The sequence below is a fragment of the Streptomyces sp. R44 genome, from assembly GCF_041053105.1.
In the GTDB taxonomy this organism is placed as follows: Bacteria; Actinomycetota; Actinomycetes; order Streptomycetales; family Streptomycetaceae; genus Streptomyces.
Genome location: NZ_CP163444.1, coordinates 1 through 13,954, shown reverse-complemented (window position 1 = coordinate 13,954; position 13,954 = coordinate 1). Strand labels below are relative to the sequence as shown.

Annotated in this window: 11 protein-coding genes and 4 pseudogenes; 7 read left to right on the top strand and 8 right to left on the bottom strand. The window is 67.7% G+C overall.

What is annotated here, in order from left to right; translation table 11 throughout:
* The first annotated feature begins 20 nt into the window (after nt 1–20).
* Nucleotides 21–341 carry a hypothetical protein gene (locus AB5J54_RS00075; RefSeq protein WP_369141784.1) on the top strand — a complete coding sequence of 107 codons (321 nt, stop codon included), beginning with the start codon at nt 21–23 and terminating at the stop codon, nt 339–341.
* Between the two features lie 30 nt (nt 342–371).
* Here AB5J54_RS00075 and AB5J54_RS00070 read toward each other — a convergent pair.
* Nucleotides 372–557: pseudogene (locus AB5J54_RS00070) on the bottom strand (transposase family protein); the annotation flags it as partial.
* A 201-nt stretch (nt 558–758) separates the two neighbouring features.
* Here AB5J54_RS00070 and AB5J54_RS00065 point away from each other — a divergent pair.
* On the top strand, nt 759–1,805 hold the full coding sequence (locus AB5J54_RS00065; RefSeq protein WP_369141783.1) for a PQQ-binding-like beta-propeller repeat protein: 1,047 nt from the start codon (nt 759–761) through the stop codon (nt 1,803–1,805).
* An 8-nt stretch (nt 1,806–1,813) separates the two neighbouring features.
* Here the strand turns inward: AB5J54_RS00065 and AB5J54_RS00060 are convergent.
* Nucleotides 1,814–2,777 (bottom strand): annotated as a pseudogene (locus tag AB5J54_RS00060) (IS5 family transposase).
* Here AB5J54_RS00060 and AB5J54_RS00055 point away from each other — a divergent pair.
* Both AB5J54_RS00055 and AB5J54_RS00050 read left to right on the top strand, forming a co-directional pair.
* Nucleotides 2,737–3,321: a PQQ-binding-like beta-propeller repeat protein gene (locus tag AB5J54_RS00055; RefSeq protein ID WP_369141782.1), complete on the top strand. Its 585-nt coding sequence runs from the start codon at nt 2,737–2,739 to the stop codon at nt 3,319–3,321. The pseudogene AB5J54_RS00060 and the gene AB5J54_RS00055 sit on opposite strands and share 41 nt — an antisense overlap.
* A 298-nt stretch (nt 3,322–3,619) precedes the next feature.
* Nucleotides 3,620–4,198 (top strand): annotated as a pseudogene (locus AB5J54_RS00050) (transposase family protein); the annotation flags it as partial.
* A 75-nt stretch (nt 4,199–4,273) separates the two neighbouring features.
* Here the strand turns inward: AB5J54_RS00050 and AB5J54_RS00045 are convergent.
* The 3 genes from AB5J54_RS00045 to AB5J54_RS00035 all read right to left on the bottom strand — a co-directional run bounded on the left by AB5J54_RS00045 (nt 4,274) and on the right by AB5J54_RS00035 (nt 6,696).
* Nucleotides 4,274–4,747, bottom strand: a complete 474-nt coding sequence (locus tag AB5J54_RS00045) for a hypothetical protein (protein WP_369141781.1) — start codon at nt 4,745–4,747, stop codon at nt 4,274–4,276.
* An 893-nt stretch (nt 4,748–5,640) separates the two neighbouring features.
* The gene (locus AB5J54_RS00040; RefSeq protein ID WP_369141780.1) at nt 5,641–6,102 is read right to left on the bottom strand and encodes a hypothetical protein; all 462 of its coding nucleotides are present in this window, start codon (nt 6,100–6,102) and stop codon (nt 5,641–5,643) included.
* Between the two features lie 102 nt (nt 6,103–6,204).
* Complete coding sequence (locus AB5J54_RS00035) at nt 6,205–6,696, bottom strand: hypothetical protein (protein WP_369141779.1); 492 nt, start codon at nt 6,694–6,696, stop codon at nt 6,205–6,207.
* A gap of 351 nt (nt 6,697–7,047) precedes the next feature.
* On the opposite strand from AB5J54_RS00035, the gene AB5J54_RS00030 reads away from it, so the two are divergent.
* Together AB5J54_RS00030 and AB5J54_RS00025 are read left to right on the top strand one after the other, a co-directional pair.
* The gene (locus AB5J54_RS00030) at nt 7,048–8,436 is read left to right on the top strand and encodes a TerD family protein (protein WP_369141778.1); all 1,389 of its coding nucleotides are present in this window, start codon (nt 7,048–7,050) and stop codon (nt 8,434–8,436) included.
* Nucleotides 8,437–9,083: 647 nt separating this feature from the next.
* Entirely contained in the window at nt 9,084–9,272 is a 189-nt protein-coding gene (locus AB5J54_RS00025) for a hypothetical protein (RefSeq protein WP_369141777.1), read from the top strand.
* Between the two features lie 308 nt (nt 9,273–9,580).
* Here AB5J54_RS00025 and AB5J54_RS00020 read toward each other — a convergent pair whose 3' ends face one another.
* Complete coding sequence (locus AB5J54_RS00020; RefSeq protein WP_369141776.1) at nt 9,581–11,059, bottom strand: glutamate--cysteine ligase; 1,479 nt, start codon at nt 11,057–11,059, stop codon at nt 9,581–9,583.
* Between the two features lie 144 nt (nt 11,060–11,203).
* Complete coding sequence (locus AB5J54_RS00015; RefSeq protein ID WP_369141775.1) at nt 11,204–11,572, bottom strand: hypothetical protein; 369 nt, start codon at nt 11,570–11,572, stop codon at nt 11,204–11,206.
* A 546-nt stretch (nt 11,573–12,118) separates the two neighbouring features.
* Between AB5J54_RS00015 and AB5J54_RS00010 the strand changes: the two genes are divergently transcribed.
* The gene (locus AB5J54_RS00010) at nt 12,119–12,976 is read left to right on the top strand and encodes an oxygenase MpaB family protein (protein ID WP_369149169.1); all 858 of its coding nucleotides are present in this window, start codon (nt 12,119–12,121) and stop codon (nt 12,974–12,976) included.
* 88 nt (nt 12,977–13,064) lie between these two features.
* Here AB5J54_RS00010 and AB5J54_RS00005 read toward each other — a convergent pair.
* Nucleotides 13,065–13,807, bottom strand: a pseudogene (locus tag AB5J54_RS00005) (IS630 family transposase); the annotation flags it as partial.
* Nucleotides 13,808–13,954 lie beyond the last annotated feature (147 nt).

Below are 13,954 nucleotides of genomic sequence, written 5' to 3'. Positions count from 1 at the left end.
ACGGATGGAGAGCTGGCGGGATGGGTTTCGAGGGCGAAGTCTGGCGACTGATGCGGCAGGAGCAACTGTTCGGCGAGATCGTCATCGACGAGGCCGACTTTCCCTGGCTGAACGGTCGCTTCGTTCCGACGCCGACGTTCATAGAGATGAAGCCGTGGTTCGACGAATCGCTGGGTCGTCTGGAGGCGGAGGAGTACGAGCAGTTCGACGACGCCTACGACCGGATCGCGGACACCTTGTCGCTCGTGGCCCCGTCAAGTCCGGTCGCGGAGTTTCTTCTGCACATCAGTGACGATCGTGCTTGGTTCAGGTGGAGTGACGAACCATTCGAGGATGGCTGAGCCACCAGGCCTTGGGGTGAGTGAGCGTGTTCAGCGTTGTCTCTCCAGGGTGAGTACAGCTTTGGTGATGACGGTCATGCGGTTGGGGCTGATGCGGGATCTGCGGCAGATCTGCCAGGACTGCAGCCGTGCCATGCCGCGTTCGACCGGTGCCCTCGCGGCGGCCAGGGCCCGGTTGACGGTGCGCTGGGTGAGGGTGAGTTCAAGGCCTGGTGGTCCTTAATCCGGCACAGGCCACGGATGGCGCGCTCGTCTGTCCTGCATGGGTTGATGCAACATGCCAGCATGGCGTGCACATGGCCGCACCGGGATGGGGGAGCGATGGAATCAGCGGATCTTGCACGCTTGGCGGTCGGAATGGTCGGCACGGCCGTGAGCAGTGCGGCGGGAGCTGTGGGTGCTGGGGTCGCGGGACTGGTGGCCGATCTGGTGCGCAGCCGTTTGTCCTCCACGGAGCGCGGCCGGGGGGCGTTAGCCGGTCTGGTCGCAGCGCCTGAGGATCCTGGTGCGCGACAGGCCGCAGTGGAAGCTCTGCAGGCGGAGATCGATGCTGATCCCGACTTGCGTCAGCAGCTGCAGATTCATCTCAGTAACTCCCGGTCGCAGAATACTGGCAGTGTTTTGATCGCAGGGAGCACGATTTCCCGCAGTCAGATCTCGCTCGGTCCTATCACGGTGAACAACACCCGCTCCGGTCGACTGGTCCTGGTCTTGGCCGGAGCCCTGGTCCTCTCGCTCCTGGCGCTGCTGGCGTACGGCGGGGTGCGCGTTCTCTCGTCCGGGGGCGCACTCGGCGGTACCGTCCCGGGTGGGACGGGGGCTCCATCAGCCACAGTCGGCAGCGCTGGAGGTTCCGGGACTACTGTGGGCCAGCGGCTCTGGGCGTTCCCCTTCGAAGCAGGGGATGCGCAGCTGGCCTTCGCCGACGGGGTCGTGTACATCGCCAGCGACAGCGTTCAGTATGTGGACCGCTCGCATCTGCGCGCGGTGAATGCCACAACTGGGCAGATGGTCTGGAGCACCGGCCTCGATGGAATCAGTCTTTCCACTCCAGTGGTTTCGGACGGCGCCGTGTACGTACGGTCGAGCGACTCCCAGCTTGGCCTCGACGGTCGTTTGTACGCGCTCGATGCCGGATCAGGCCGGACCCTCTGGAACGTGCCCGCCCCGGGCTTCTCCTTCACCGGGCTCACGGTCGGCAGCGGAACCGCGTATGCGGGCAGCTTCACTATGCGCGACGGTCTGCGCGAGGACTTCTTGTTTGCGTTCGATGCCGCGACAGGGCAGGTACGGTGGAGGTTCCCCGTCGACGAGTCGGTCCAGGCACCTGTGGTCTCCGAGGGCACCGTGTACTTCCGAGTCGTCAGCGGATCCGTCTATGCGGTCGACATTGCGACACGCCAACAACGATGGGTATTCCAGACGTCCACCGACTCACCCGTCCCGCCGCTAGGGCCTGTGTGACGTTGTGATCAGTTGGCGGTCTTCAGGAGGTCGTCGATCCAGATCATCGCGGCGCGGAGGTGGAGGCCTGCGAGGTAGCTCTCGGGTGATTTGTCGTAGCGGGTGGCGATCCCGCGCCAGGCCTTCAGCTTGTTGATCAGCCGCTCGACGGTGTTCCGCTCCTTGTAGAGATCGGCATCGTGGCCGACGGGTCGGCCACCCCTCGCGCCCTTCTTCTTCCGGTTGGCGGCCTGGTCCTTCTTCTCCGGGATGACCGCCTTGATGTTGCGTTTGCGCAGGTAGGCGCGGTTGCCGCGGGATGAGTAGGCCTTGTCCGCGGCGACCGCGCCGGGCCTGGTGCGGGGGCGGCCGACGGGCAGACGGACCCGCACCCTGCCCAGCACGGGGATGAACTGCGGGCTGTCAGCGGCCTGCCCGGCGGTCAGGACGAACGCGAGCGGACGGCATTTGCGGTCCGCGGCGAGATGGACCTTGCTGGTCAACCCGCCCCGGGATCTGCCGAGCAGGGCTTCCTTGAGGCGAAGCTTGCGTCGGCGTCGGACGCGTCGACGCTCGGCGTGTCCGTTCTGTTCCTCCGGACCGCCCCCTTTTGCCGGGCCTCCTCCTGCTCGCGTGCAGCCTCTTCCAGGGCCTCCATGAGGTCCTTGCCGATACGCATCCCGGCGGCGTCGTGGTGGAGTCCACGCTGACCAGCGACAAGTCCGTTCTTCCCGCGCGGGCCGCCTCGGCGATCAGGCCTTCGAGCAGAGTGGAGAAGACGCCGGCGTCCCGCCAGACCCTGAAGCGCCCGTAGACGGTGGCCCACGGGCCGAACTCGGAGGGCATCTCGCGCCACTGTGCGCTGGACCGGAACCGCCAGATCACCCCTTCCAACTGTTCCCGCAGTCGTTCCGGGTACGGGCCGAACCTGCCGATCGGCAGGTAGGGCTCGATGAACTTCCACTGGGCATCGGTGAGTTGCCTGCGCGTCACGACCAATGTCCTACCGGGTTCCACCCCACGGAGAGGACAGAACCCAGCAACTGATCACAACGTCACACAGGCCCTAGTTGTCGCAGGCGGGTTGGTGTACGCCCATGCCACGGACGGGCTGCACTTCTTGGACGCGGCCACCGGCACACCGCAGACGAAGTTCCCCGTGGGCAGCGACGGGCTGAGCAAGTCGCTGTCCGAGCATGCCGGAACCATCTACACCGCCGTATCCGACGGAAGCAGTTACGGCAGCACGCTCTACGCGGTCGACGCCAGGTCCGGTCAGCAGCGGTGGAAGCTCCGCACCGACCGCGCCGTACGCTCCACGATGGTCCCCTCCGACAAGGCCGTCTACTTCAGCAGCGGGAACGGAGGTCCCAGTGTCCTGCACGCGGTAGACCCCTCCTCCGGCCGACAACTATGGACGGCGACGCTCGACGGTGGCTTCTGGCACTCGGCACCAGTCGTATCCGAAGAGGTTGCCTTCGTCTGCGCCGGCGAGAAGTCAGGCAAGAGCACACTCATCGCACTCAAGGCACGCTGACACCCATCTCTGCCGTCAATCCCGTTATCTGCTCGTTCGGGTTGAGCTGGGTGTGCCGAGACGCGGGCCTTACTCGTCGTCGACGTGGCGAAGCAAGGCATCCTCCGGTCTCCACGGGAACCTGAGCCCTGGAAACCTTGCTTGCCAGGCTCCGTACGGGTCGAAGGTGAGGACTGCCTCAATAAGGATTTTCAGAGTGGTCACCGATCGGGTGGCGGCCAACTGCGGATAGCAGGCGAGGGCTTCGGGCAGTGGTTCGAGATGTCTGACGTCTCAACCGCTACGACCGAAGGCCTCGTTGGTCCCCTATCCTGCCCCACTCGACCTGCCGCACACCCTGGTCGAGTGGGTATCGATGCTCATCGTCACCCGTGAGGGTGACCGCCGCTGCAAACTCCCGCCCCACCAGCGTGCCCTCGTCGGCCTGGTGTACCTCCGCCGGCACGACACGCTCGCACAGATCGCTGCCGGCTTCGGCATATCCGTCGGCATCGCCCACGCCTACGTCACGGCCGTCGTCGAGCACCTGTCCCGAAGGGCGCCCGGCCTCCTGCGTGTCCTGCGCGAGACCGATCCCGATCACGTCCTGCTCGACGGGACCCTCGCCGAGTGTGACCGCGTCGGTGACAGCCGGGCCGACTTCTCCCAGAAGCACCGTCGGCACGGAGTGAACGTGCAGGTCGTGACCGATCCCGCGGGAAAGCTGCTGTGGATCTCGCCCGCGCTACCCGGCCGCACCCACGACCTGACCGCGGCCCGCACCCACCGCATCATCCGGATCTGCGAACGCCAGGGTGTTCCGATCCTCGCCGACCGCGCCTACATCGGCGCCGGCCCCCGGGTGACCACACCGATCAGACGCCCGCCCCTCGGGGAACCCGCCCCTCGCATCGCATCAGGGTGCCATCAGAGAGTCGCCGGCATCACTCGCCCTCGCCGTGATCCCAACGGACTAGAAGTTTGACGTGCAGGCGGCTTGGGAGCTGATCTGCGTCGTGCCGACGTACAGGACGCCGAACTTGTTGATGTCGACCGTAGTGCCCGCGCCGAGGTACGTGTTGCTGTGCCACACGGCGCGGGTGCTCCACTGGGGGTACATGACGAAGTTGCCGTCCTGCTGGTAGGTGACGTAACTGCCCCCGGCGTTCTGTGTGTTCGACGCCCAGCAGACCTTCACGGCCCCCGAGTTCTTGAGGTAGTAGAGCACCAGGTTGCCGTCGGACTGCATGATCAGCCGGAAGTAGCCGTCCCCCGAGTACGTCGGGCGCTGGATGAACTCGCCGAATCCGAGGTACTCGCCCTTCACGAGCTTGTCCGGGTACGTGTGCGCGGCCGAGGCACTGCCTGCTGTTCCGGTCACGGCGACGGCGGCCATGGCCGCGGCGACCAGTGCTTTCGCCGTGGCGCGGCGCATGCTGATGGACATGTTTCCCCCTGGCTCTTGTGGTGGCGGGATTGCGTCCCCGGCCGAGAGAAGCCTTGCACGCCCCGCCGTCCCGGCGAGGACCTGAAGGTCCCCGGGATGTCCCGGGATGCGGCCCGCCGCAGTCCAGCAGTCGGTCCCAGGCCCAGAGGGTCTGGGGTGACCCTGAGCCGAACCGTTCCCAAAGTGTCGCTATGAGGACGCTCCGCCGCCTTGCGATACACCGCACCAGATGTCGCTGCCCTGTGGACCACTTCGGCCTTTCGCGGAGGTGCACGACTCGGAGCAGACGTGGTGGGGCCCGGCGTGGCCGGTAGCGTACGCGAACGACCAGGACAGCCCCGATACTCTGATCGCAGTCACCGCGGCCGCCAACAGGTGCAAGGCCCACTGCACCTACGCCGCGATCTGGGTCGGCACCGAGCTCGGCTGGGACCTGGCCGTCGACGAGAACGAGCGCCAGGCCCTCCTCGGGCTCGCTGAGGACTGCCCCGCCACCACCGTCGTCGACGGCACGACCTGTGTCCAGAACCGCGCCGGCCAGGTTCGCGCCCTCTACGAGCGTCTCGACCGGCTGGCACCCGCGCCGGTATCGGGATGGAGGGGGCGCCGTTTCCGCCTGCGGGCCCGTAGTGGCGTGCGCCGGGTGCTCCCATCCCGTCCACCATCGACCCAGGCAGAGCCGAGCAGACGCGGCCCATGGCGTCCAAACTCGTTCGTACAGTGGCGCGCTCCACCTGGACGCCAGGAACCACGTCCGCTCCACGGTGTGTGGGTCGACGGCGGACGGGATGGGAGCTGAGGTGAGTGGTGAGTGAGGTTAGTGGTGAAGGCGGGGCACGAAGGTCCCGAATACGGACCGGTCCCACGGCTCCACGAGGTATGTGAGCGGTCGATTAGCCCCTGCTCACCCCGAGGTCTAGGCGCATGGCTTCCCGCATCGCTTGCAGGGGGGTCCACAGGTCTTTCGACAGACGCTTGGCTTCCTCGATGGTGTCGCCTTCCCGAAGGTCACCGCAATCAATGCGTCGCAGCACCGCATACAGGACACTGATCTTGTCGCTCACTCTACGGGCATGGGCGAGGACGCTGTCCGAGACCACCATCTGAGCTTCGTCGTACTGCGCTCGATGAACATTCACCGCGCTGTTGGCCCTCTCGCGAATCTCGTCTGTCAAGGTATTGGTCGCCATCGCCTGGACGTAGTCGGCCAGCGCATAGCGGCAGCTGCGTGCCCGGCTATTGATAGCGATGTAGCAGTCACGAAGGTTTCGATGCTGCTGCCGCTCGTGCTCCCAGCGCAGCGACCGGTGGGCGGCACGTTGAGCCAGATAGCCCGACGTCACGGTTCCGCCCACGCCAGCGACGCCGACTAGCAGAGTGGCTAGGGCTGTGTCCATTGCGCCAGTACAACAAGCCATGCCCGTCTTTCACGCCTGCGGCGTGCGGTTCTCCGCGGTTCACCACACAGTGGGCGTAGTGCGTCCAGGGCGTTGTGCGTGGACGCGGCGCACGCGCTTGACCGTCACCGCCGCGGGGACACCGGCCAGGAGGAGGGACAGCCCCACCGGGAGCACCCCCGCCCACACCGTTGGTGAGACGTACGCGGTGCCGGATGTACCGTCCACCAGCCACGCGCGGACCGGTAGCGAATCGCTGTTGCCCTCGACGGGGACGTCGAACGACGAGCCGCCGTCGTCCGGGGTGAAGGTGCCCGAGCAGGACGTCGACGTTCCCGCATTGGCCACGGTGTTGTCGTACGTCCGGCAGTCGGCTTCGGTCACGGTGCCGGGCTCGCCCCACAGCGCCGTCCGCAGCTCTGCGGTGAAGTTCGTCAGTACGACGTAGGCCAGAAACAGCCCGACCAGACAGGCCAGTGCCAGCCACGGGGCGGCTCCGACCTGCTCCTGCCTGCTCCATTGCCCGTCCGGAACGTTCCCACCCTTGCTCATCCCCACCCCCGAATCTCGGACGGACCTCCATGGTGACCGATCCGAGGTGCGCTCGGAAGCCCTCCAGGACGTGCTGGTGGGCTCGCACGATGGCCAGTCGGCCGACACCCGGCCAGTCGATGTCGTCGGCCGCATCCTTCTGCGCCGGACCGCCCGCGGCATCCGCGAGAGCATGGCTGCCGGGACGATCCGGCGACGAAGCCCGGCAGGGCGGCACTTGGTCACGGCTCCGCGGTGCCTGGCGCTCCTGGAGGGGGTGAGGTGTGGTCCTGGGGCGCGTTCCCCGCCGCAACGCTCGCCTTGGTCGAGAAGATCTTTTCTTCACACCCTGCCCGCTGTCACCATGGCCCTATGACGCACCTCGCCAAAGGCGCCAACGTTCCCGTCCCGACGGCACCGCTCCGGATCGCCGTGGGCCGGCATCAAGCGCCCGGCGTGCCGGCCGTCGAAGCCTCCGCCGTACTGCTCGACGCGGCCGGCACGGTGCGCGGCGACGCTGACATCGTCTTCCACGGCCAGCCCGTCCACCCGTCCGGCGCCGTGCGCCACGTCGGCACGGGCGAAGGCGCCGGCCAGTTCGCCGAGTGGCTGGAACTGGACCTCCCCCGCATCGAGCCGGCCGTTCAGCGCGTCGTCGTCGCCGGCTCCTGCGACGACGGCACCTTCGGACAGGTCCCCGGCCTGTACGCCCAGGTCACCTACGCCGACGGCACCATCCTGACCCACTATGACGTCACGGACGCCTCCAGCGAGACCGCCTTCGTCCTCGGGGAGTTCTACCGCCGCGACGGCGCCTGGAAGTTCCGCGCGGTCGGCCAGGGCTACGACTCCGGCCTGGCGGGGCTGGCGACGGACTTCGGAGTCGAGGTGGCGCAGGCCCCGGCACTGGCGGCACCACCGCTCCTGCCCACCGCCGCGGTCACACCGCCGCTCCTGCCCACCGCCGCGGTCACACCGCCGCCGTCGGGACCTGTGGCGCTGCAGGGGGTAGGCAAGTCGGACTCGGCGCCGGGAGGGGTGGCCGTGCCCCCGATGGCGAAGCCGGTGCCCGTAGCTGTGCCCGTAGGTGTGCCCGTACAGCAGACCTCGTCCATCGCCACCCCGGCCGCCACCCTGGCCACCCCGGCCGCCATGCCCTCCTGGGGCGCCGGCCTGTTCCACTTCGAACCGCTCGTCTTCAGCGGCAAGGGCGCGAAGACCGTCACGGTGGACCTGCCGTTCCCCCAGGACTCGGCACCGGTGATCCTCGAAGCCCGGGTCGGGCCGCAGTACCACTTCCTCAGCGTCCAGATCGCCGGCCGCTCCACGGACGTCTTCTGCAACGACCTGCCCGGTCACTACGGGCGCGCCCTGCTCAATCCCCCGCGCAAGGGCGGTCCGATCAAGCTGGTGGTGCGCCAGTCCGGGACCTGGGAGCTCACCCTCCTCCCTCTGACCGCCGCGCTCCCCATCGGACCCGGAACCATCCAGGGCAGCGGCCGCGAGATCTTGGTCCACACAGGCACCGCCGCCGACCTGAAAGTCCGTGCCAAAGACCCCCACAGCGGCTGGTTCCAACTGAACCAATACCAGGGCGACACCCCCGACGACCTACGCCGCCCCGCCGAACAGCTCGTCCACGCCTGGAACGGCCGCCGCGTCAAGGAGAAGGTCCGCATCCCCGACGGCCCCCTCCTGCTCGCCATCGACAAGAGCCGCCACCACTGGGAACTCACCCTCGACCCGCTGCCCCTCGCCTAGGCTGCGTCCCGTCCCTCGACGGCTCCCCGAACGAGCTGACGAACTGCGTCCCGCGCGCGCGGATGGTCCCTACGTCTACGAGGCCGACCAGACGCCGCTCGACTGCTCCCTGCCTGCTCGGGGATGGCCCCAAGGGCTTCTCCTGCGAGAACGGTGGCATCCGCTGCTCCCCGCAACAGGGGGGATGGTCCCGGCCATAAGACCTCTATGGGCATGGTGCGCCACTGCTCCCTGCGTCGGTGGGGTTGGTTCGCTGTGGGGGAGGGGTGTCTGGTGTGCCGGTTCCGGTGAAAGTGGCTCAGATGGTTTGTTCGCAGGATAGAACTGCAGGTCACAGAGTCTGCTCCCGCGCCTGTAGGGATGGTCCCCGCGACGACCTGGCCGCGCGCAGCGGCTACAGCTGCTCCCCGCGCTCCTGGGGATGCCCTTCGACCTCCGCTTCGTCCTCGACGGCCCGATGTAGATGAGGCCGGCACTGGCTGGCGACCAGGTCCGGCCGTTCATGATGATGTCCGCCGAGTTCATCCGAGCCAAGGCCCCCGAGGCTGCCGCATTCTGGTCGCACCTGTGGGGCCGGGCGGCTGAGCATCGAGGCTCAGGGCGCCTCCCATGTCTCGTACGGCGACGATGAGGCGCTGTTCCCGCAGGTGGCGATGCTTCTCGGCTGGGGCGCGCAGCAGCTCCAGGCCGTGATCGGCACTCTCGACCCCGAGCAGGCGGTGAAGATCCAGCAGGCGTACCCGCTCGCGTTCTTCGACGAGCACCTGCGCCACCGTCGGGGCCACCTGCTCGGCGTGCCGTCCCCGGCCTTCCCGGCAGTGACGTTCCTTCCGTGAGTACGCGGGACCGCATGAGGGCGGTCCCTCGTCCGGCTCACTGCCGTGGGGAGCGGAACCGGCGAGCCGGCCGGTACGTCGAAAGGCCATGGCTGGGAGAGTGGGGGCACATCATGTCCAACCCGATCCAGCACGGCACGATGACCTTGAAGTCGGACACGGGGGCCGTCTTCACCCACGACGCCGGCCACATGGTGAAGTTCCATGCCCCCGGCCGGGCGCGAGTGCCTTCAAGCACGTCTGCGCGTAGGCGGCGCCGTCGTCGGGTAGGGGCCCGTATCCGGTCAGCGGCCGGCCGGGCCCCTGACTCATTCGACCGGCCAGGTGTGCGCCGGAACATTCATGTGCATGTAGTCGAGATACTGCTGCGTCATCCGCCGCAGCGCCTGATGCCGGTCCACGTGGTCGATGTCCTGGATATGGTGGAACATCTCCGACTGCCACACCGCGCCGTTCCGGCCGCTGACGCACCGCTGCTCGATGATCCCCAGCAGCGGCTCCCGCCAGGCGCTGTCCATGGCCCACCGCTCCAGCCCGCGGTCCGCGAGCGGCAGCAGGCGGCGCAGTACCAGTTCGGTCACGGGGACCTCACCCATACCGGGCCAGTACAGCTGCGCATCGATTCCATGCCGGGCTGCGGCCTCCAGATTGTCCTCGGCCGCCGAGAACGACATCCGCGACCAGACCGGTCGGTCCTCGTCGACCAGGGCGCGCACCAGCCCGTAGTAGAAGGCGCCGTTCGACAGCACGTCGGCCACCGTGGGTCCCGCGGGCAGCACACGGTTCTCCACCCGCAGGTGCGGCACGCCGTCGACGACGGCATAGACGGGACGGTTCCACCGGTAGACCGTCCCGTTGTGCAGCGTCAGCTCGGCAAGCTCGGGGATCCCTCCGTCATCGAGCGTCTTCTGCGGGTCCTCGTCGTCGCAGAGCGGCAGCAGCGCCGGGAAGTACCGCGCATTCTCTTCGAAGAGATCGAAGACGCTGGTGATCCACCTCTCGCCGAACCACACCCGGGGCCGGACCCCCTGCACCTTGATCTCCGCGGGCCGGGTGTCGGTGGCCTGCTCGAACAGCGGAATACGCGTCTCGTGCCACAGCTCCTTGGAGAAGAGGAACGGAGAGTTCGCCGCCAGTGCCACCTGCACCCCGGCGACGGCCTGCGCGGCGTTCCAGTAGTCCGCGAACTCGTCCGGCGACACCTGCAGGTGGAACTGAGTGCTGGTACACGCCGCCTCCGGCGTGATCGTGTCCGCGTAGGTGCGCAGCCGCTCCACCCCGTCCACCGCGATCAACAGGTCCTCACCGCGTGCGGCGAAGATTTGCTCGTTCAGCAGGTGGTACCGCGGATTCTCGGAAAGCGACGCCGGACCCACGTCCTTCAGTTCCAGCGTCGGCAGGATTCCGATCATGACCAGGTGCGCCCCGATCGCCGCGGCCTTTTCCTCGGCGTGGTTGAGCGCGTCCCGTATCTCCTGTTCCCAGGCCCCGGGGCCGCCCGCGGTGAGCTGCCGCGGATCGATGTTGATCTCCAGATTGAACCGTCCCAGCTCGGTCGACCAGGACGGGTCGGCCAGCGCTTCCAGGACGTCCGAGCCGCGCATGGCGGGTTCCGCGGTTTCGTCCACGAGGTTCAGTTCGATCTCCAACCCGACCTGCGGCCGTTCGAAGTCGAACCGTGACTCCCTCAGCATCTGGGCGAACACATCGAGGCACGTGTGCATCTTGTTCCGGAACCGGCGACGGTCGTCACGGGTGAACTCCAGCGCCGGGACGTCACGTCCCATCGGTCCTCCCGAGACTCGTCGGCACGGACCCTGCTCTTCAGCGTCTCACTTCACAGACGACCCGACCATCGAGCGCGCCTCCGGCCGAGCCGGTCTCCAGCCCAGCCGGCTGCCCAAGCCGGTCTGCAGCGCCCGGCAGGTGTTTCACGAGTGGTGGCAGTCCCAGTGGCCCTTCACCCAGACGTGGTCCCAGTGCCCGGAAACGTAGACCCACTTGTAGGAGTGGTGGTGCTCCCCGTAGCCGGGGAGCCACTTCCCGTGGTGGTCGTGCCGGTCCGCGTGCCAGGTGTCGTGCTTGACACGCTTCTTCTCCCAGTGCCCCTTCTTCCACTCGCACCGGTCGTGATGGCCGTGCCGGTCGCCGTCGTCATGGTGCACGACAGTCGTGGCGACGGACGTCGGGGCCGGAGCAGCGGTCGCCGAGCCGGCCATCCCGAGCGCGGCGCCACTTCCCAGCAGGCCGGACGCGGCGCCACCCGCCACCAACCGTCGGACTCGCATGGTCCTGGTCATGGAACACACCTCCTTCGAGCGAGCCGACGGGGGAGTGCGCGGCGACAGCCGACGTATGAGGAGACAGTCCGACTCGCGAGGTGATCGTGGGAAACCGTGAGATGCGCTCGCCGCGCTGCAGAGGTTGAACGGTTCCCAGATCCTTGGAATGAAGGCCGCACGCGACGGCTTTGTCCCGGTTTGACACGGTCGCCATCCGCTGTCGGCGCGGAGGTCCCGCAGACGGCATTCTGCAGGGATGCGGCGTCATGGCAGGGTGCGCGTGACCGGTGACGCACAGTGGATCGACGGAAACTCGGCGTAGGCGCTGTCTTTCGTGGCTCGATGCCTGTACGCGCATACGACACGACTCCGCCCGGCCCCGACCGGCCGGGTTCGCGTCGCCCGCATGTGGTCGCTCGGATCGGCGCCGACAGCGGCTGCGCAGTACGGACTGGTTCTCGGGGTAGGCAGCCTTACGGTGCAGTGTCCGAGAAGCCCACGGAGAGGAGTGCGATCGCGGTGCCCCTGGTCGGAAGGCTGCGAGCGAAGGCAGGCGATGCGCTCATGCGGCGCGTGGCCGGTCCGGAAGCGGAACAAAAGCGCGACAGGATCCATCACACACCTGGGCCTCGCTGGTTCGCGCCGGACAGGCCGGTGCGAACCGTGCACTCCGATGCCTCGATGTACATCGGAGGGCTCGCCGCACTTCTGCTGCAGTCACTGCATCCGATCGCCATGGCAGCTGTCTGGGCGCACTCGGGCTTCCGCGGCGATCCCTGGGGCCGCCTGCAGCGGACCAGTACCTTCCTGGCGGAGACGACATTCGGTACGGCGCGGGATGCCGAGCGGGCAGTGGAGCGGGTACGAGGGGTGCATGCGCGGGTGGCCGGGCGCACGCCCGACGGAGTGGCCTACCGCGCCTCTGATCCCTCGCTGTTGTCGTGGGTCCACATGGCCGAGGCCTACTGCTTCCTGGAGGCACATCAGCGCTACGGGCTGCAGGCCCTGACCGCCGGGCAACAGGACGCGTACGTCGAGGACATGGCATCGGTCGCCGTTCGACTGGGCATACCCGACCCACCCGAGACCCTAGCCGCCCTGGTCACGGAGCTCGGCGGCCGGCGCCCTGAGCTGCGGGCGACGGACGAGTCGTCGGCCACGGCCCGGTACCTGCTGGTGACACCGCCGCTGCCGTGGCCGGCACGGCTTCCCTACCTTCTGCTGGCGACAGCGGCTGTGGATCTCCTGCCGCCGTGGGCTCAGGCCGTTCTGCCCGTGCCCCGGCGTATCAGGCTTCTCCTCCCTTTCGCGAGACCTGGCGGCCGGGCGGTCACGGCAGCGATCCGCTGGGTGACGTCTCCAATCCCTCCGAAGCCGTTCGACAGCCGTGACGCGTCAGATCGCGGGCCGACCAGCGGCTGACCGAGCTGCGGGGACGGCGCGCTGCCTCCCCCACCCGATTCGATTCGCCGGATCCGTAGGCGAACCGAATCGATCAGGGACGTTACGGCTAGTGATCTGAGTCAGAGATTCGTCGGCAGTAGGCGGCGACTTTGTCGAGGGTCCCGTCGGCTGTCTTCGTCCAGACGAATGGTCTGGAGTGCTCGTTCCAGTCGGCGAGCCAGGCCTGGATGTCGCGTTCGAGGGCCTGAACCGAGCGGTGGACGCCGCGCTTGAGCCCCTTCTGGGTCAGCTCGGCGAACCACCGCTCGACCAGGTTCAGCCAGGACACGCTGGTCGGTGTGAAGTGCAGGTGGAACCGCGGGTGGCCCGGCAGCCACTTCTTGATGTCGGGCGTCTTGTGGGTCGCGTAGTTGTCCAGGATCAGGTGAACCTGCAGGTCGGCCGGGACTTCCTTGTCCAGCTTCGCGAGGAACTTCTTGAACTCCGTCGCCCGGTGACGGCGGTGGAGGGAGCCGATGACCTTGCCATGGCGACTTCGAGGGCGGCGAACAGGGTCGTGGTGCCGGCCCGGACGTAGTCGTGGCTGCGGCGTTCGGGAACACCGGGCACCATCGGCAGCACCGGCGGGGACCGGTCCAGGGCCTGGATCTGCGACTTCTCGTCCACGCAGAGAACAAGCGCCTTCTCCGGCGGGTCGAGATAGAGGCCGACGACATCGCGGCCCTTGTCGATGAACAGCGGATCCGTCGACAGCTTGAACGTCTGTGACCGGTGCGGCATCAGCGCAAATGCCCGCCAGATCCGCGAGATGGTCGACTGAGACATGCCTGTCGCCGCGGCCATCGACCTCGTCGGCCAGCGGGTACGGCTCCGACTGCTCCCCGTTCGCGCGTGGATGGACCCGACTGGGCGGAGTAGCCGGCGGACTGGGCGGCCTGCTCCACCCCCGCCCGGGGATGATCCCATGGCGCACCTGCGCAGTCTCATGGAGCGCTA

Bases quoted from the DNA above. Each gene is read 5' to 3' on its own strand.
- AB5J54_RS00075 (WP_369141784.1), top strand. From the start codon at position 21: ATGGGTTTCGAGGGCGAAGTCTGGCGACTGATGCGGCAGGAGCAACTG.
- AB5J54_RS00055 (WP_369141782.1), top strand. From the start codon at position 2,737: ATGAACTTCCACTGGGCATCGGTGAGTTGCCTGCGCGTCACGACCAAT.
- AB5J54_RS00045 (WP_369141781.1), bottom strand. From the start codon at position 4,747: ATGTCCATCAGCATGCGCCGCGCCACGGCGAAAGCACTGGTCGCCGCG.
- AB5J54_RS00035 (WP_369141779.1), bottom strand. From the start codon at position 6,696: ATGAGCAAGGGTGGGAACGTTCCGGACGGGCAATGGAGCAGGCAGGAG.
- AB5J54_RS00030 (WP_369141778.1), top strand. From the start codon at position 7,048: ATGACGCACCTCGCCAAAGGCGCCAACGTTCCCGTCCCGACGGCACCG.
- AB5J54_RS00020 (WP_369141776.1), bottom strand. From the start codon at position 11,059: ATGGGACGTGACGTCCCGGCGCTGGAGTTCACCCGTGACGACCGTCGC.
- AB5J54_RS00015 (WP_369141775.1), bottom strand. From the start codon at position 11,572: ATGACCAGGACCATGCGAGTCCGACGGTTGGTGGCGGGTGGCGCCGCG.
- AB5J54_RS00010 (WP_369149169.1), top strand. From the start codon at position 12,119: ATGCGGCGCGTGGCCGGTCCGGAAGCGGAACAAAAGCGCGACAGGATC.